A 15,846-nucleotide genomic window follows, 5' to 3' on the forward strand; every position below is an offset into this window, starting at 1 on the left:
GGATCAGGTGGGGCGGATCAGGCCCTCCTGGACCACGGTGGCCAGGTGGCGGTGATCGCGCGTGAAGAAGCGCCCCGTGCCCAGGCCCCGGCCCGCGTCGGCGGCGACGGCCTCCTGGACGTAGAGCAGCCAGCCGTCCACCGGCCCCGGGCGGTGGAACCACATCGCGTGGTCGAGGCTCGCGGTGACCAGCCCGGGCCTGGCCCAGGGCAGGTCGAGCACCCGCAGCACGGGTTCGAGGATCGTGTAGTCGCACACATACGCCAGGGCGGCCAGATCCCGCTGGGCGTCGGTCAGCCCGTCGACCGGGCGGAGGGTGTCGAAGGGCCTGAGCCAGACCGCCTGGTGCGGAAGGCGCTCTCCTTCGACGGTGAGATAGACCGGGCCGGGGACGTGCCGCATGTCGAAGCCGCGGCCGCCGGACCAGTACGCCTTGGACTCCTCGGTCATGGTGCCGCCACCGCGCTCGGCGAGGTACTCCGCCGAACTGGGCAGGCCCTCCGGGTCGGGCACGTCCTCGGCGAAGTCGGTGTGGAAGGCCGCACCGGCCTCGCCCGCGGCGAATCCGGCCAGGCAGACGTACAGCGGCTTGCCGTTCTGGTAGCCGCGCACCTGCCGGGTGCTGTAGCCGCGGCCGTCGCGCACCACCTCCACCTCGTAGCGCACCTCGGCGCCGATGTCGGCGGGGCGCAGGAAGTAGCTGTGCATCGAGTGCGGCGACTTGCCGTCGGTCACCGACCGCATGGCCGCCGCGGCGGCCTGGGCCACCAGATCGCCGCCGTACGCCTTGGGCCAGGGGCAGGGCTGGGTGGTGGCGGTGAAGGCGAGGTCGAAGTGTTCGGGCTGGGTGGGCTTCAGGGTGACGGCGGCGGTGAAGACGGCCGAGGTGGGGGACGTCGCGGTCATCGGCGGTCCAGCCAGTCGCGCAGCTCGGTGTCGGCGATATCGGGCAGGTTGACCACGATGTTCTCCGGTGTCCGGGTGGTCATCCAGGTCAGCGGCTTGGTACGGGAGAGGTTGCACTCCACGTGCGGCATGTACGGCGGCACGAAGACCCAGTCGCCCTCCTCCATGTCCACGTAGTCCCGGAGCTCCTCGCCGAAGTAGATGCGGGCCCGGCCGGACAGGACATAGCCACCGGTCTCGGCCTCGCCGTGGTGATGGGTCACCGAGCGATAGCCCGGTTCGTTGCTGACCTTGCCGAACCACAGGCGGGTGGCCGGGGTGTGCTGGATGCTCACCCCCGAGACCCGGACGGCGCCGCCCGAGTCGGCGGTGTTCGCGCTCTCGAGGCCGCCACGCGTCACCACGGGGGCGACGATGCCGCTCGGCAGCCGGTACATCGAATTGTCGCCCTCGAGGCGGTACTTGCTCAGATCGGGCTCCATGGGGTCGGCTCCGTTCAGTCGGGGACCAGGATCCGATGTCTCGTGTTTCTCACGGTCGTCATCTAAAGTCAATACACCTGCCCGGCCGTGGGGCAGGACGGAACACAACCGAGCCGGAGGCGCCATGACCCCCGTCCCCGTGAACCCGCCCGATCTGCCGAAGCCCAGCGGCTACTCACACGGAACACTCGCCGGAAACACCCTCCACCTGGGAGGACAGACCGCCCTCGATGCCAATATGAAGATCGTTCCGGGGGGTATCGTCGAGCAGTTCCGGCAGGCGTTCGGCAATGTGCTCACCACGCTGCGCGAGGCCGGCGGGCGGCCCGAGGACCTGGTGAGCGTGACCATCTACCTCACCGACATCCCCGACTACCAGGCGCACGGCAAGGAGATCGGCAAGGTCTGGCGCGAGCTCGCCGGGCCGGTCTACCCGGCCATGGCGGGCATCGGCTGCACGGCGCTGTGGCAGCCCGAAGCCATGATCGAGATCCTGGGTGTGGCCGTGATACCGGAGGAGCGACTCGTGGCGCCGCGCCCGTAGGGGGCCGCACCCGGGCGAGAGCGGTGATCACCATCGCCGCGCCAGACGTTAGGGTGCCGGGAATGACCGCGCAGACGACACCGGCCACCACCGTGGCGGGCGAACGGGAGTCCCGCCACGCCCCGCTCATCCTCACGCTCTACGGCCTCTACGCCCGGGGCGAGCACAACTGGCTCTCGGTCGCCTCGCTGATCGGCCTCATGGCGGACCTCGGCGTGGAGAGCCGGGCCGTGCGGTCCTCGGTCTCCCGGATGAAACGCCGCGAGGTGCTGCGCGGCGAGCGCCGTGAGGGCGTCGCCGGGTACTCGCTCGCCGCCTCCACCCTGCACACGCTCGCCGAGGGCGACGTACGCATCTTCCGGCAGGCCAGGGCGTCCCGCGAGGACGGCTGGGTGCTCGTGGTGTTCTCCGTCCCCGAGTCCGAGCGCGAGAAGCGGCACGCCCTGCGGACGGCCCTGACCCGGCTGGGCTTCGGCACCGCCGCGTCAGGCGTCTGGATCGCCCCCGGACACCTGGCGGACGAGGCGCGACGGACCCTGGAACGCCGGGAGCTGTCCTCGTACGTCGACATCTTCACCGGCGACCACGTGGCCTTCGGGGACCCGCGGCAGAAGGTCCGCTCCTGGTGGGACCTCGATGAACTCACCGCCATGTACGCGGACTTCCTGCACCGGTACGGCCCCGTGCTGGACGCGGTGACGCACCGCGAGCCACAGCCGCTGGAGGCGTTCCGGACGTACGTACCGATGCTGACCCAGTGGCGGCGCATGCCCTACCGCGACCCGGGGCTCCCCCTGGAGCTGCTGCCGCCGGAGTGGAACGGCGTGGCCGCGGGCGAACTCTTCGACCGGCTCCACACCCTGCTGAGCGCCCCCGCGGCGGCACATGCCGCGGGAGTCTTCCCCGCGCGCTAGGGCAGAGGCATCATCGGATCTATCTTCGCTTACGATGTGGACGCATCATGCTCTGAGCGCTAGCTTCTGGGAAAAGTCCAGACCTGCATCATATCTCCCCGAGAGGATTGATCGGATGTTAGCGAAACGGGTCGGCAAACGGATCCATCTGCTCTGCGTCACCGGCGCACTGGTCGGCGGCCTCGCCCTCAGCGGTGGCACCGCGGAGGCGGGCAGCGCCCGGAGCGACGCGGGTGTCCGGGCGCTGCCCGCCGGGGTCTACTTCCAGAACGAGGGCACCGTCGAAGGGTGGTCCAACTACCCGCAGAAGCCCCAGAAGCAAGGCGTCATCCGCGATGTCACCACCCCCGCCTACAAGGGTGGCAACGCCATCGAGGCCAAGCAGACGTACATCAACGAGGGTGGTGGCTACCACTCCGAGACCGTGCAGGCGTCCACCCAGGCCGTCGGCCAGGACCGCTACTACGGCCAGGCCGTCTACATCGCCCCCAACTGGCAGTTCCACAACCAGAACGTCACCTTCCAGCAGTGGTCGCCCGAGGATCCCGAGGGCCCCTGGGAGCTGATGTTCATCCAGAACGACGAACTGCGCATCGGCGGATCCGGCGGCTTCAGCGCCAACGTCGCCAAGGTGACCGATCTGCGTGGCACATGGATCCGGATCGTCACCCGCCTCAAGTTCCACGCGACCGACGGCGCCATCGAGATCTGGGTCAACGGTGTGAAGAAGTACAGCAAGACCGGCGTCACCGTGCTGCCCAAGACGTCGAACACGGCCCGCTGGTCGTCCGGGATCTACTGCACCGGCTGGCGCGAGAACCCGCCCGCGGGCCCGTCGGAGCTCTCCGTCTTCCACGACCAGGCGCGCATCGCCAACTCCTACCGCCTCGCCGAACCCGCCAACTGGTGACATACGCCCGTAGGCGGTGCGGGTGTCCGCGCCGCCTACGGGAGGCCGCTACCTGACCGCGGCCGCGGGGAGGGCCGTCAGGAGCGCTTCTCGATGGTGATGAACGGGTCCCACTGGAAGTACCCGACCAGCTGCTGGTCGCTGTCCAGGATCTGGAAGTAGAAGTGGTACGTGACCTCGCCGGTCTTCTTGACGTCCGCCTCCCAGAAGTGATCCTCGTAGTCCTGCGTCTCGAAGTCCGGCCGGTCGGCGGCCCCGTCCTTCGGGATCGGATAGGTGGCGTCGCCGATCACGACCTGCGGTGTGCTGATGAGCGGGTCGGCGCTCACGTACCGGTACAGCAGGGCGCAGTACTCGCTGTTGAGCGACAGCGTCGTCTCGCGCCACCTGATGATGTCCCTGGGGTTGGCGCGGAAGTTCAGCTCGGCCCCCGAGGTGCCGACGACGCGGTCCTGGCGCGTCGTCATATAGATCAGGCTCTGGTCGACATACGTCGGCTCGGTGTAGTCCTTTGACGCGTCGGGATACTGCTTGGCGATCGAGTACGCGTCGAACGCGATCAGCACGTTAATGATTTCCGACATGTTCCTACTCCCCTTTGACTTTGTACGCCATCGCCCGCGGGTAGTCGTGCCGGTGCAGGCGGACCCGGACCAGCAGTGGTCCGGAGTTGACCGGGTCGGTCGGATCGGTGAGGCGGGCCAGCAGCTCGTCCAGCTCGGAGGTGTGCGCCACGCTGACCCCGTGCGCCGGGGTCTTCTTGCCGGAGAAGACATCCGCCAGCCGCTCGTAGTGCCACGGGTGGAGGACGTTGTAGAAGTCCGCGCCGTCCGTGTCATCGGCGCCGTGGGCGTCCCGGTCCGCGTAGTAGGACGGGTGCACCAGCATCTGCTCGATGCCGTAGAAGTGTCCGTTGTCCATCACGAACACCACCGACCGCAGCCCCAGCCTGGTGTGGGTGGAGATCTCCTGGCAGGTCTCCTGGAAGGCACCGTCGCCGACGAACACCATCGGGCGGGCGTGGCCGCGCTCGGGGGCGAGCGCCGCGCCGGTGGCCGCGCCCACGGACCAGCCGATGGACAGCCAGCTGACCTGCGACAGGAAGCCGCCCGCTGGCAGGGTCAGGTTCATCGAGCCGATGAGGGAGAACGCGGCGTCGGAGACCACCGTCCAGCTCTCCCGGGTCTCCTTGGCCAGGAAGTGGTTGATCCGGTCGAACACCCCGTCGTACGTGAGCCGTTCGCCGGACCCGGACGACGAGCCGCCGGCGCGGAGCGTCGTGGCGCGGTGCTCCTCGAGGGAGGCGGGACGGTCCTCGGCCGCGCCGTGGTGGGCGTGGGCCTCGGCGAAGTAGTCGGCGGTCAGGCCACCGGAGCCGAAGCGCGCCACCAGCGCGTCCTGGAGGGCGGGTATCAGCCGGGCGAGCTGGACGTCGGGGAAGTACTGGGTGCCGACGCTGACACCGCCCCGGGCGGCCACCACCCAGTCCGTGCCGACAGCCAGTTCACCGCCGAGGTTCTTCGAGGTGGACCAGGTGCCGAGGCCGATCCGGCAGGTGGCCCAGTCCTTGAAGATGGAGTGCACCTCCGGGTGGCTGGCCTTGCCGTTGTAGACGCCGTGGAACTGCGGCAGCCGCTCGTCGAGGACGGCCTTGGCGCCGACGGTGGTGCAGAACGGCACGCCGGTGGCCTGTGTCAGATCGCCGAGCTGCCGGTCGAGGCGGAACCGCTCGACCTCCTCGCCCGCCCATACGATCGGGCGGGGCCTGCCGTCCGGGCCGGGGTGCTCCTCGACCAGCGCGAGGATCGCGGCGACGGCCTTGTCCAGCATGGCCTGGTTGCGCGCGCTGAACGGCCGCTCGCGGCGCAGCAGCGGCTCCTCGGCGACGGCACACGGCTCGTCCCACAGATCCTCCATCACCTCCAGATAGACGGGCCTGCGCGTCGACAGACAGGCGGTGAGCGCGGCGTCGATCTGGCCCGGGGCGAGGCCGGGGTTGGAGATGACCTGCGCTTCCACGGTGACCTGCCGGTAGGCGTCCAGATTGCTCTCCCGGCGCGGGCTCATATGGGAGGTGAACAGGCCGAGAGCGCGGTAGTTCTGCCACTGCTCGTACGGCGGGCAGGCGTTGATGGCGATGAGCGGGACATGCTCCACATACGCCCCGCCGCAGGCGTTGAGCAGGTTGAACGCGCCGACACTGTAGGTGACCGCGGCCGCGCCGATGCCGTGGAGACGGGCGTAGGAGTCGGCGGCCTGGCCCGCGCCGCCCTCGGTGGGGGTGCCGACCCACTCGACATCCCCCTCGGCCCGCAGGGTGGTGAGGAACGGGCCGAGGTGGTTGCCGGGTACCCCGAACAGATGGGTGATGCCCAGCTCGGCCAGGCGGCGGGCCAGATAGCGGGCGACCGTGCACTCGGGGGTGATCGCGGTCATGAACCGCCCTCCTGGTCCGGGCCCGGGGTGGTGAGGGGCGGTGCCTGGTGGACGGCGGTGGCGGCGCGGACGGCGCTCTCCAGGGCGCCCTCGATCCAGGCGTGTTTGAGGGAGGTGTGCTCCCCGGCGAAGTGCACCGGGCCCTCGGGGCGGGAGGCGTCCAGATGGAAGCTGGTCATCTGGTGCGGGGTGTACGTGGCGGCCTCGCCGAAGGCGTACGGGTCGCGGGCCCAGCTCTTGGTGGCGCCCAGGCCGGTGAAGAACACCTCGATACGGCGCCCGTGCAGGGCCTGGAGGTTGCGCAGGGCGTAGACATAGCGCTCCGCCTCACGCATGGAGTCCCAGCGCGCGGCGTCGTCGGACCAGGAGTACGAGGCGAGCACCACACCGCCGGTGCTGCCCTCGACCGGGTGCGAGGGGTAGTAGATGAACCGGTTGGGGTTGTCGGTGGCGGAGCCGCCACCGAAGCAGTGGGTGGCGGGTCGTACGGCCGGGCCGCGCAGTGGCATGACGCTGTTGACCTGGCGTAACTCCTCGGTGACCCCGCTGTCCTTGACCGCCGCGCCGAGCAGGTCGCGGCCCGCCTCGGCGAGCGCGGGCACGGGATCGGGTCCGGTCTCGCCGCCGCGCTGGTAGTACTCGTAGAGGCCCGGGGTGATGCTGTCGAGTTCCTCGCGCCAGTCGTCCTCGGTGAACTCCCACCACCGGTGGCTGAACTCCAGCAGCACCTTGGTGGCCGAGTCGTAGTGGGTCTCGATGATGGCGCGGCGCTTCTTGTACGCCATCGAGGGGACGATCTCCACGAAGCGCAGGGTGGAGAACGGGATGGTGACGATGGCCAGGTCAGCGGTCCACAGCCGGGTGGGGCCCGCCGGGTTGTCCTCGGCCACGGTCTGCACGGCCACGCCCCATCCGTCGGGTCCGACGGCACCGGTGCCCTCGGGGGTGGAGTCGCGGCTGGGGTCGAAGTACTCCAGGCGGATCATGCGGTGGCCGAACCGCACCTCGTCGCGCAGGCCCCGGTGGAGGGCGTCCGGGAGTCGCCAGCTGCCGCCGGGTATCTCCCAGTAGCGCACACCGGGGTTGATGTCGGTGTGGCTCAGGAAGCTGTGGAAGAAGGAGAGATGGAGCCGCGAGGACATGTTCTCCAGCGTTCCGACCGCCTCGATGGCCTCGTCGCTGAGCCCGGCGTAGTCGCGCAGGAAGCCGCCCATCGAATAGCCGTCGAAGTCATGGATCACCCGGGCCCAGCCCTCGATCCACTCCTCGAGCGGCTTGTTGACCCGCTTCCCGTCCACGACGTCGGAGTAGTAGTCCCGCACGCTCTCCAGCGCGTCGTCGACCATCTGCACGGCGGGGGCGCGGACCTCGTCATCGGTGAGGTGGAAACCCTCGTTGATCTTCTCCGGGACGGCGCTGTAGTCGGCGCGCCGCACCTGGACGCGGTTGGTGCGGATCCAGGTGTTGCCGCGCTTGTCGGGCGCGCGGAAGTCGGGGCTGTCGTCGCCGTAGGTCCAGGTGCGGCCGGTGAAGGAGGTGTACGTCACCGGGGGGAGGGGGACATCGGGGCCGCTGCCGGTGGCGGGGTCGACGTCCACGTTGTAGAACAGGCGGCGGCCGAGCCCGAGTTTGTCGACGAGGGCGAGGACGAGCGGGTGGAAGTCGGGCAGCCGCATGGCGCCGGCCTCGGCGTACTGGGCGGCGTCGTCGAACGGCTGGTGGTGCTTGGTGGTGCGGAAGGTCTTGATGCGCCCGCCGACACGGCCGGTGTTGGCCTCCAGGATGGTGACGTCGTGGCCCGCGTCCTTCAGCAGCCGGCCGGCCACCAGGCCGGTGATACCGGCGCCGATGATGAGGATCTTCTTGCGGGGGTGGCGGGTGACGCCGAGGCTGCCCGTGTCGATGAGGGTGTGGAGATAGCCGAGTTTGAGGTCGGTGTTGTCCGGTCCGATGAGGAGGAGTTCGCGGGCCAGCTTGAGACAGGTCTGCCAGCGCGCACGGGTGGCGGAGTTATCGCGTGGAGCGTCGGTCATAGCTTGCGATCGTAGATTTGCAGAAACGGTTTCTCGTTTCCTTCACAAGGTAATGTATGGGTAAAGTCCTAAAAAGGCGGACCTTGCGGCTGACGGAATTTCGACTTGCTGGATTTTCCCTGGCGGGAGCCCGAGATCCGGCTGAGGCGGGTGCTTCACCAGGGGGCGGAGGGGAAGGGGGCGTGGCGGCGTCGGCGCCTCGGCGAACTCGGTGGCTATGGCGGCGAAGGACGCAACGGGGCCAGGTCGGCCATGCTCGCGATATGGACGGACGTCGAACTCCTGCCCGATAATGAAGAAATGCGCGTCGCACTAATACCTATGGCCGCTCGGGTACTGTTCAGAAACCTATTCCGACGGGTCCGGCCGCCCATCCGAATGGGTTTCAGGCCGTCAAGGACGTGGCGTACGGGAAATGAGATGAGCGGGTTTCCGGGCGCGCCGGAAACCCGCTCATCCGCTGTGTGGGGATCAGTGCGGAGTCGTCACCGCTGCCGGGCTCACCGCGCCGTCCCGCGCGGCCGCGCCCGCCTCCGCGTCCAGGCTTCGCCGGAAGGTCTCGGGAGCGACCGCCATCGTCGCCGCGGCGATGAGGGCACCCGCGGCCACCAGGACCATCAGGCTCCAGGACGCCCCGCCGCTCCACAGGACCACCGACGTGGCCAGCGTCGGGGTGAAGCCGCCGAGCACCACACTGCTCGCCTGGTAGCCGATCGACACTCCGCTGTAGCGGACCCGGGCGGGGAACAGCTCGGGGCGTAGAACGCGGCCAGCGGGCCGAACACCGCGCCATGTCCCAGGGCCATCATCACGACCAGGGCCAGACAGATCAGCACCGGCGACCGGGTGTCCACCATCAGGAAGAACGGTCCGGCGAAGGCCGCCATGAAGAGCGCGCCCCCGATGAACACCGGCCGGCGGCCCACCCGGTCCGAGAGCGCACCACATCGGCTGCGACCAGGCCACCGCCGACAACGTCGCCGGAGGGCGGCTCGCCGCCCAGTACCTGGTGCGGGCCGGACACGAGCGCATCGGATTCCTGCGGGGACCGCAGTCGGCCAGCACCGCGCTCCACCGGGAGCGCGGCTTCCGCGAGATGCTCGACGAACTCGGGCACCCACTGGCGCCCGAGCTGGTGCTGGCGGGGGACTTCTCCCACGACACGGCGCGCGCGGCGATGCGCGAACTGCTCGACCGCCCGCAGCCCCCGTCCGCCGTCTTCTGCGCCAACGACCTCACCGCCCTCGGCGCCGTGGACGGCGCGATCTCACTGGGCGTGCGGATCCCCGAGGACGTCTGGGTGGTCGGGTACGGACCGCCACCGTGGCACCCGCGCCCCCCGACGGCGAGACGGTCGACTTCATCATCAGCGCCGACGGACCCACGCTGACCGGCGCCCTCAACGGCGGCCTGGCCAGTGTCCCCATCAGCACCCTGACGGTGGGAAGCCACACGGCGGCGGCCGCCTACCCGGGTGACGGCACCTTCGACCCGTCGAGCTCGGCGTTCGTGCCGATCACAGTGGTTCCGGCGGCGACCACGACGACGGTTACGTCGATCAATCCGGCTTCGCCGGTCTGCGGTCAGGCGGCGCAGGTGTGCGTTCAGGTCTCCCCGACGGGGCCGGGCACATGTCAGCCGTCGGGGACGGTGCAGTTCGCGTTCACCAATGGTCCGACGCTGAACGCGAACCTGAACAACGCCGGTCAGGCATGCGTGACCGTCAATCTGTCCGTCGGTGCCCACCCCTTCACGGTCACCTACCCCGGCAACGCCACCACGGGCGCCTCGTCGGCCAGCGGAACGGTCACCGTCGCGCAGGCAACGTCGAACGTCCTCTTCACCTCGACGCCGGCTTCACCGGTGTGCGGTCAGACCGTACAGCTCTGCGCGCATGTGGCGGCCGATTCGCCGAGCACGTACCAGCCGACCGGGCAGGTGACCTTCGCGGTCTCCGGTGGGCCGACGCTGCTCGGGAACCTGGACGCCAACGGGAACGTGTGTGTCCACAGCCGGCATCGCCCCGGGCACCCACACGGTGACCGTCACCTACGCGGGCGACGCGGGCGTACAGGGCTCGTCGGTCACCGGATCGATCACGGTGGCCAAGGCGAACAGCAGCACCTTGCTGACCCCCTCGCCGAATCCGTCCACCTTCGGCCAGAACGTGACCTTCACCGCCACCGTGGTCGCGGTGGCCCCGGGCGGCGGAGTGCCCACGGGGACCGTGACCTTCACCATCAGTGGTGGCCCCACCCTCGTGGGCACCCCGAACGGCGCCGGGCAGGCGACGGCCAGCACCAGCGCGCTGACCGCCGGGCCGCACACGGTCACCGCCACGTACGATCCTGGGCAGCGCGGTCACGGATGCCACCGGAACGGCGACCCTCACCAACGTCACCGTCCCCTCCACCGTGCGCACCGCCCCGACGTACACCGCCACGTTCGCGGGTGCGCCGGGCTTCAGTGCGTCGACGGGCTCGGCAGTGCTGGTGTTCCAGCCGCTGCCGTTGCTCCCGTAGGGCGCCACGTCTGCTCGCCCGCGCCGGACCGCCGCCCCGCTCGCGTTCAGCTGCGATGCAGCGGCGTGCGGGGCGATGTCCCGGCGCGGTGCTGTGGCGGCCCGTCAGGCGGCTGAGCCCGCCAGGGTGTTGCGCAGGGCGGCGAGCCCGTCGGCGTAGATGCCGTGGAAGAGCGCGACGGCTTCGTCGTCGCTGACGCCGGTGGGGGTGAACGTCCCGGACCACTCGACGCGCGACGCGTCGGACCGGCCGGGGACCTCGCGCACGCGCAGCGTGGAGAGGTAGTCGGTCACCGGGAACGGCGCCTCCAGGATGGCGTAGCTGTACGAGCGCGCCGCGTCGTCGAAGGCCACGAGCCGCTCGACGATCACGCCGCCCTCCTCGTTGCGCAGCCGGCGGACGCGGCCGCCCTCGGCGGCGACGCTCTCGGAGATGTACGGCAGCCAGTCGGGCAGCGCGTCGAAGCCGCCGATGAGCTGCCACACCCGATCGGGGGGTACGGCCACGTCGAGGGTGGCGGTGGTGGTGGCCATGGAGATGCTCCTGTCCTAGGTGGGGGGAGGGGGTTCGTCAGGCGGTGGGCAGGGGCGCGAGCGGGGAGACCAGCCCGGCCTCGCGGAGCTCGGTCCAGAACGCCGCGGGGACGTTCTCGTCGAGAGCCGCGACGTCCTCGGCGATACGGCTGGGCCGGGTCGCGCCCGGGATCGCGGCGGCGGCCGCCGGGTGGGCCAGGGAGAACTGAAGGGCGGCGGCCTTGATGCTGACGCCGTGCCGCTCGGCGAGCTCCTTGATGCGCGCCACCTTCTCGATGATGTGCGCGGGCGCGTCCTGGTACTCGAAGTGGGTGCCGCCCGCGAGGATGCCGGAGCTGTAGGGGCCGCCGACGACGAGGCTGACGTCCTGGTCGGCCGCCGTGGGGAGCAGGCGCTGAAGGGCACGGTCGTGGTCCAGCAGCGTGTAGCGCCCGGCCAGCAGGAAGGCGTCCGGCTTCGGCTCGTCCAGGTCGAGGGTGAGCTCGATGGGTTCGACGCGGTTGACGCCGAGCCCCCACGCCTTGATCACGCCCTCGTCGCGCAGCTGCTGGAGGACGCGGAAGGCGCCGGTGCGGGCGCTCTCGTAGACGGCGAGCCACTCGTCGCCGTGGAAGTCCTGGGCCACGTCATGGACCCAGACGATGTCGAGCCGGTCGGTGCGCAGCCGCCGCAGGCTGTCCTCGATGGACCGCTTGGTGGCATCGGCCGTCCAGTCGTGCACGAGCTTGTTGGGGCGGCCGTGTTCGAACAGGCCGCCCTTCTCGCCGAGTTCACGGGCGGCGGGGTCCTCGATCTCGTCGAGGATGACGCGACCCACCTTGGTGCTGAGCACGTAGCTGTCGCGGGGGCGCCCGGCGAGCGCGTCGCCGAGGCGTATCTCCGCCAGGCCCGCGCCGTAGAAGGGGGCGGTGTCGTAGTAGCGGATGCCGTGGTCCCAGGCGGCGTCGACGGTCGCGGCGGCCTCCTCGTCGGAGACGTCGCGGAACATGCTGCCCAGCGGGGCCGTGCCCAGTCCGAGGCGGCCCGGGAGCAGAGACGTGATGGTCATGAAGTGTCCTCGCGGAGAGAGGGGGAAGGGACGGACTCATGGCCTTCGGCCGGTCCGCCGTTCGTTCGCCTTCGACGTTAGGATCGGGACTTCAGACTGTCCAAGACTCTCTTGGATATACTTGAGTCCTCGGAGGTCTTAGATGCTTGACCTGCGACAACTGCGCTACTTCATCGCCGTGGCCGAGACCGAACACGTCGGCCGCGCCGCCGAGCAACTCCACATCTCCCAATCTCCGCTCAGCCGGCAGATCGCTCAGCTGGAGAAGAACCTCGGCCTGACCCTGTTCGAGCGCAGCCAGCAGCGCATCCGCCTCACCCGCGATGGCGCGGTCTTCCTCAGCGAGGCCCGGGCGCTGCTGCGCCACGCCGACCGGCTGGAGAACCTCGGCCGTCGGCTGGGCAGGGGCGAGGAGGGCGGGCTGTGCATCGGGTACGTGGCCGACGCCATGCACACCGGTGTGCTCCCGGGCGCGCTGCGCCGGCTCCAGGAGGAGAGTCCCGGCATCCATGTCGCGCTGTACAGCATGGCCGCGGCCGAGCAGTTCGAGGGGTTGCGCCAGCGCAGCCTGGACATCGCCCTGGTGCGGGAGCCGCCGGACCGCGACGACCCCGTGCTGCGGGCCGCGCCGCTGCTGGAGGACCCGTTGCTGCTGGTCCTTCCGGCGGGTCACCCGCTGGCCGCGGGCGAGACGGTTTCGGCGAAGGATCTGGACGGGCAACCGTGGATCGCGGTCGAGGAGCCGGGCGACCCGGCGTGGCGGGACACGTTCGTCGCCTCGTGCGTGTCCTCGGGCTTCACCCCCGACATCCGGCTCGACGCCGCGGATCCCCTGACGGCACTCGGCCTGGTCGCCTCCGGCCTCGGGCTGGCGCTGGTGCAGAAGAGCATGGTGCGCGGCGCCACGGAGGCCGTGGCCGTGCGCGCCCTGCCCTGGCACGAGGCGTCCGTCCAGCTGTGGGCCGTCTGGCACCACGTCGATCTGCGGCCGGTCGTCGCCTCGTTCCGCGAGACCGTGCTGTCGGACGAGCGGGAGCTGGGTGCGGCGCCGCTGGCCGGTGGCCTCGCCTCCGGGGTGTGAGATCAGCCGGGGTGCTCACACCCCGGAATTCGAAAGTGACGAGGCGTCGAGGGGCGACGCCTCCAACGAGGCCACTGCCGTGACCAGGGTGGTGAGCCTCGGGTCCCGCGCCGCCAGGTCGAGCGCCTCGCGCAGGGCGCCCTCGTACGTCGGCCGGGCCTGGCCGAGCAGGAGCAGCCCGGCCTCGGTGACATTGGTGTAGATCCCGCGCCGGTCGGTGGGGCACAGGTAGCGGGAGAGGAGTTCGCGGTCCTCGAGCCGGGCGACCAGCCGGGTGGTGGCGCTCTGGCTGAGGGCGACCGCGTCGGCCACCTGCTTCATCTGGAGATGGCCGTTGTCCCCGTCGTGCTGCCGGCTCAGGACGTCCAGCACCGCGTACTCGCGGGCGCTGAGCTCATGGCGGGTGTGGAGAGCCCCCTCGAGATGCGTCTCGATTCTGCTGTGCAGCAGTGACAGGGCGCACCAGCTCTGGGCGAGGGGAGTGGCGACGAGGTCCGGTGCGGTCATGGGGGGTGTGGTCATGAATGCCTCCTGATGCGGGGTGGGGCGGGCTGAAGCGGGGCGGGGCGGGGCCCGGTCGGGGTCCGTGGCGGTGGCGATGACGTGATACACAGCACGAGCAATATAGCGCGCTTGCAATTACTGCGTCTGCAAGTATTGTGGATGCTCGTAAAGGGCGGTAGCAATCTCTTGGAGTGAACTTTCATGCCCATCGCACTGCTGGCCCTCGCCATCGGGGCCTTTGGGATCGGAACCACCGAGTTCGTGATCATGGGGCTGCTGCCCGAGGTCGCCGGGGACTTCGATGTGTCCATCCCCACCGCCGGATTCCTGGTGACCGGCTACGCGCTCGGCGTCATGGTCGGCGCGCCGCTGATGACCGCGCTCGGTACGAAGATCTCCCGCAAGCGCATGCTGATGCTGCTGATGGGGCTGTTCGTGGTGGGCAATCTGCTCTCCGCGGTCGCCCCCGCCTTCGGCGTGATGGCCGCGGGGCGGATCGTCGCCTCCTTCGCGCACGGCGCGTTCTTCGGCATCGGATCGGTCGTCGCGGCCGATCTGGTCGCGCCCGAGAAGAAGGCCGGAGCCATCTCGATGATGTTCACCGGCCTGACCATCGCCAATGTCGTCGGCGTGCCGCTCGGCACCTCGATCGGCCAGTCGCTGGGGTGGCGGACCACCTTCTTCCTCGTCGCGGCGCTCGGCGTGATCGGCCTGGCGGGCATCGCCAAGCTCGTTCCCGACATCCCCAAGCCGGAGGGTGTGCACCTGATCCATGAGCTGGCGGCCTTCCGCAATGCACAGGTGCTGCTGGCCATGGCGATGACCGTGCTCGGCTTCGGCGGTGTCTTCGCCGCCATCACCTACATCGCGCCGATGATGACCGAGGTCGCGGGCTTCGCGGACTCCTCCGTCACCTGGCTGCTGGTCCTCTTCGGGCTCGGCATGGTCGGCGGCAATCTCCTCGGCGGCCGGTTCGCCGACCGGGCCCTGATGCCGATGCTGTACGTGTCGCTGGGCGCCCTCGCACTGGTCCTGGCCGCGTTCACCTTCACCGCCCACAACAAAATCGCGGCCGCCGTCTCCATCGCCCTCGTCGGGGCCCTGGGCTTCGCCACCGTGCCCCCGCTCCAGAAGCGGGTGCTGGACCACGCGGCGGGTGCCCCCACCCTCGCCTCCGCCGTCAACATCGGCGCCTTCAACCTGGGCAACGCGCTCTCGGCCTGGCTCGGCGGCCTGGTGATCTCGGCCGGACTCGGCTACACCGCGCCCAACTGGGTCGGCGCCATCCTCGCCGGATCCGCCCTGGTCCTCGCCGTCCTCTCGGCCGCCCTGGAGCGCCGCGACGCCCGCCGCGGCCCCGACGGCGCCACCACCGAACCGGCCCGCGCGTTCACCGGCCGGCACTGAGCCACCCCGTACCGAACACCGAACAGCACCACCACCATCAAGGAGACCGACCCGCCATGAGCACCCCCGAGACCGCCGTCGCCCCGCTGACCACCAAGGACGCCGAGGCCCTCGTCCAGGCCGCCCGCGCCGCCGCCGAGGCGGCCGGGGTGGCGGCCGCCATCAGCGTCCTCGACGCCGGTGGCCATCTGCTGGCCTTCCGACGCGACGACCGGGCCGTACTGATCGCCGGGGAGACCAGCACCCGCAAGGCGTTCACCGCGCTCCAGCTGGACGCCCCCACCGCGGGCCTGGTCGACGCGGTCCAGCCCGGAGGTGCCTTCCACACCCTGCCCACCGCCCTCGACCGCCCGCTGCTGTTCATCGCCGGTGGCGTCCCGGTCCACCGCGACGGCCGGCTGATCGGCGCGCTCGGCGTGGGCGGTGGCGCTCCCGAGCAGGACCACGAGATCGCCACCACGGCGGTCGCGACGCTCGGCTGAGCCCCCCGGGCCGCAGAACCGCACAGCACACCACCCACGACCCG

17 protein-coding genes and 1 pseudogene are annotated in these 15,846 nt (G+C 70.3%); 9 read left to right on the forward strand and 9 right to left on the reverse strand.

Annotated features, from left to right (window positions below):
- Positions 1 to 3 precede the first annotated feature (3 nt).
- Positions 4 to 906 (reverse strand): acyl-CoA thioesterase, encoded by a 903-nt coding sequence (locus tag KHP12_RS42865; RefSeq protein ID WP_210609029.1) that lies wholly within the window; start codon positions 904 to 906, stop codon positions 4 to 6.
- Positions 903 to 1,388, reverse strand: coding sequence for a cupin domain-containing protein (locus tag KHP12_RS42870; protein WP_086883904.1), 486 nt, complete (start codon positions 1,386 to 1,388; stop codon positions 903 to 905). Before KHP12_RS42870 ends, KHP12_RS42865 begins: the two co-directional genes overlap by 4 nt.
- Before the next feature lie 124 nt (positions 1,389 to 1,512).
- Here KHP12_RS42870 and KHP12_RS42875 point away from each other — a divergent pair, with 124 nt between their 5' ends.
- The 3 genes from KHP12_RS42875 to KHP12_RS42885 all read left to right on the forward strand — a co-directional run bounded on the left by KHP12_RS42875 (position 1,513) and on the right by KHP12_RS42885 (position 3,756).
- The gene (locus KHP12_RS42875; protein WP_086883903.1) at positions 1,513 to 1,932 is read left to right on the forward strand and encodes a RidA family protein; all 420 of its coding nucleotides are present in this window, start codon (positions 1,513 to 1,515) and stop codon (positions 1,930 to 1,932) included.
- Between the two features lie 62 nt (positions 1,933 to 1,994).
- Positions 1,995 to 2,846: a PaaX family transcriptional regulator gene (locus tag KHP12_RS42880; protein WP_086883902.1), complete on the forward strand. Its 852-nt coding sequence runs from the start codon at positions 1,995 to 1,997 to the stop codon at positions 2,844 to 2,846.
- A 115-nt stretch (positions 2,847 to 2,961) separates the two neighbouring features.
- Positions 2,962 to 3,756 (forward strand): heparin lyase I family protein, encoded by a 795-nt coding sequence (locus KHP12_RS42885; RefSeq protein ID WP_086883901.1) that lies wholly within the window; start codon positions 2,962 to 2,964, stop codon positions 3,754 to 3,756.
- 77 nt (positions 3,757 to 3,833) lie between these two features.
- On the opposite strand, the gene KHP12_RS42890 is transcribed toward KHP12_RS42885, so the two are convergent.
- The 4 genes from KHP12_RS42890 to KHP12_RS42905 form a co-directional block, all read right to left on the reverse strand.
- Positions 3,834 to 4,340, reverse strand: a complete 507-nt coding sequence (locus KHP12_RS42890) for an inclusion body family protein (RefSeq protein ID WP_086883900.1) — start codon at positions 4,338 to 4,340, stop codon at positions 3,834 to 3,836.
- A gap of 4 nt (positions 4,341 to 4,344) precedes the next feature.
- Positions 4,345 to 6,192 (reverse strand): thiamine pyrophosphate-binding protein, encoded by a 1,848-nt coding sequence (locus KHP12_RS42895; RefSeq protein ID WP_086883899.1) that lies wholly within the window; start codon positions 6,190 to 6,192, stop codon positions 4,345 to 4,347.
- Complete coding sequence (locus KHP12_RS42900; protein WP_211834496.1) at positions 6,189 to 8,225, reverse strand: flavin monoamine oxidase family protein; 2,037 nt, start codon at positions 8,223 to 8,225, stop codon at positions 6,189 to 6,191. Before KHP12_RS42900 ends, KHP12_RS42895 begins: the two co-directional genes overlap by 4 nt.
- Positions 8,226 to 8,696: 471 nt before the next feature.
- On the reverse strand, positions 8,697 to 8,945 hold the full coding sequence (locus KHP12_RS42905) for a hypothetical protein (RefSeq protein WP_211834497.1): 249 nt from the start codon (positions 8,943 to 8,945) through the stop codon (positions 8,697 to 8,699).
- A gap of 226 nt (positions 8,946 to 9,171) precedes the next feature.
- Between KHP12_RS42905 and KHP12_RS42910 the strand changes: the two genes are divergently transcribed.
- The 3 genes and pseudogenes from KHP12_RS42910 to KHP12_RS53640 all read left to right on the forward strand — a co-directional run bounded on the left by KHP12_RS42910 (position 9,172) and on the right by KHP12_RS53640 (position 10,863).
- Positions 9,172 to 9,615, forward strand: a complete 444-nt coding sequence (locus KHP12_RS42910) for a substrate-binding domain-containing protein (RefSeq protein WP_086883897.1) — start codon at positions 9,172 to 9,174, stop codon at positions 9,613 to 9,615.
- Positions 9,549 to 9,983 (forward strand): annotated as a pseudogene (locus KHP12_RS53635) (Ig-like domain repeat protein); the annotation flags it as partial. The gene KHP12_RS42910 and the pseudogene KHP12_RS53635, both read left to right, overlap by 67 nt.
- 427 nt (positions 9,984 to 10,410) lie before the next feature.
- Complete coding sequence (locus KHP12_RS53640; RefSeq protein ID WP_372455330.1) at positions 10,411 to 10,863, forward strand: Ig-like domain-containing protein; 453 nt, start codon at positions 10,411 to 10,413, stop codon at positions 10,861 to 10,863.
- Here the strand turns inward: KHP12_RS53640 and KHP12_RS42925 are convergent.
- Together KHP12_RS42925 and KHP12_RS42930 are read right to left on the reverse strand one after the other, a co-directional pair.
- On the reverse strand, positions 10,852 to 11,280 hold the full coding sequence (locus KHP12_RS42925; RefSeq protein WP_086883905.1) for an SRPBCC family protein: 429 nt from the start codon (positions 11,278 to 11,280) through the stop codon (positions 10,852 to 10,854). The two genes, KHP12_RS53640 and KHP12_RS42925, sit on opposite strands and share 12 nt — an antisense overlap.
- 37 nt (positions 11,281 to 11,317) lie before the next feature.
- Positions 11,318 to 12,328 carry an aldo/keto reductase gene (locus KHP12_RS42930; RefSeq protein ID WP_086880829.1) on the reverse strand — a complete coding sequence of 337 codons (1,011 nt, stop codon included), beginning with the start codon at positions 12,326 to 12,328 and terminating at the stop codon, positions 11,318 to 11,320.
- Positions 12,329 to 12,470: 142 nt separating this feature from the next.
- On the opposite strand from KHP12_RS42930, the gene KHP12_RS42935 reads away from it, so the two are divergent.
- On the forward strand, positions 12,471 to 13,409 hold the full coding sequence (locus KHP12_RS42935) for a LysR substrate-binding domain-containing protein (RefSeq protein WP_086880828.1): 939 nt from the start codon (positions 12,471 to 12,473) through the stop codon (positions 13,407 to 13,409).
- 15 nt (positions 13,410 to 13,424) lie between these two features.
- Here the strand turns inward: KHP12_RS42935 and KHP12_RS42940 are convergent, their stop codons facing one another.
- Complete coding sequence (locus KHP12_RS42940) at positions 13,425 to 13,916, reverse strand: MarR family winged helix-turn-helix transcriptional regulator (protein ID WP_037946356.1); 492 nt, start codon at positions 13,914 to 13,916, stop codon at positions 13,425 to 13,427.
- A 198-nt stretch (positions 13,917 to 14,114) separates the two neighbouring features.
- On the opposite strand from KHP12_RS42940, the gene KHP12_RS42945 reads away from it, so the two are divergent.
- Both KHP12_RS42945 and KHP12_RS42950 read left to right on the forward strand, forming a co-directional pair.
- Entirely contained in the window at positions 14,115 to 15,320 is a 1,206-nt protein-coding gene (locus KHP12_RS42945; protein ID WP_086886348.1) for an MFS transporter, read from the forward strand.
- A 56-nt stretch (positions 15,321 to 15,376) separates the two neighbouring features.
- Complete coding sequence (locus KHP12_RS42950; RefSeq protein ID WP_037946352.1) at positions 15,377 to 15,802, forward strand: GlcG/HbpS family heme-binding protein; 426 nt, start codon at positions 15,377 to 15,379, stop codon at positions 15,800 to 15,802.
- Positions 15,803 to 15,846: the final 44 nt, after the last annotated feature.

Origin of the sequence: Streptomyces asiaticus (genome assembly GCF_018138715.1) — a bacterium.
GTDB classification, from domain to species: domain Bacteria; phylum Actinomycetota; class Actinomycetes; order Streptomycetales; family Streptomycetaceae; genus Streptomyces; species Streptomyces asiaticus.

What these genes read in the sequence shown, in the direction of transcription:
- KHP12_RS42865 (WP_210609029.1), bottom strand. Translation starts at nt 906, where the DNA reads ATGACCGCGACGTCCCCCACCTCGGCCGTCTTCACCGCCGCCGTCACC.
- KHP12_RS42870 (WP_086883904.1), bottom strand. Translation starts at nt 1,388, where the DNA reads ATGGAGCCCGATCTGAGCAAGTACCGCCTCGAGGGCGACAATTCGATG.
- KHP12_RS42875 (WP_086883903.1), top strand. Translation starts at nt 1,513, where the DNA reads ATGACCCCCGTCCCCGTGAACCCGCCCGATCTGCCGAAGCCCAGCGGC.
- KHP12_RS42880 (WP_086883902.1), top strand. Translation starts at nt 1,995, where the DNA reads ATGACCGCGCAGACGACACCGGCCACCACCGTGGCGGGCGAACGGGAG.
- KHP12_RS42885 (WP_086883901.1), top strand. Translation starts at nt 2,962, where the DNA reads ATGTTAGCGAAACGGGTCGGCAAACGGATCCATCTGCTCTGCGTCACC.
- KHP12_RS42890 (WP_086883900.1), bottom strand. Translation starts at nt 4,340, where the DNA reads ATGTCGGAAATCATTAACGTGCTGATCGCGTTCGACGCGTACTCGATC.
- KHP12_RS42895 (WP_086883899.1), bottom strand. Translation starts at nt 6,192, where the DNA reads ATGACCGCGATCACCCCCGAGTGCACGGTCGCCCGCTATCTGGCCCGC.
- KHP12_RS42900 (WP_211834496.1), bottom strand. Translation starts at nt 8,225, where the DNA reads ATGACCGACGCTCCACGCGATAACTCCGCCACCCGTGCGCGCTGGCAG.
- KHP12_RS42925 (WP_086883905.1), bottom strand. Translation starts at nt 11,280, where the DNA reads ATGGCCACCACCACCGCCACCCTCGACGTGGCCGTACCCCCCGATCGG.
- KHP12_RS42930 (WP_086880829.1), bottom strand. Translation starts at nt 12,328, where the DNA reads ATGACCATCACGTCTCTGCTCCCGGGCCGCCTCGGACTGGGCACGGCC.
- KHP12_RS42935 (WP_086880828.1), top strand. Translation starts at nt 12,471, where the DNA reads ATGCTTGACCTGCGACAACTGCGCTACTTCATCGCCGTGGCCGAGACC.
- KHP12_RS42940 (WP_037946356.1), bottom strand. Translation starts at nt 13,916, where the DNA reads ATGACCGCACCGGACCTCGTCGCCACTCCCCTCGCCCAGAGCTGGTGC.
- KHP12_RS42945 (WP_086886348.1), top strand. Translation starts at nt 14,115, where the DNA reads ATGCCCATCGCACTGCTGGCCCTCGCCATCGGGGCCTTTGGGATCGGA.
- KHP12_RS42950 (WP_037946352.1), top strand. Translation starts at nt 15,377, where the DNA reads ATGAGCACCCCCGAGACCGCCGTCGCCCCGCTGACCACCAAGGACGCC.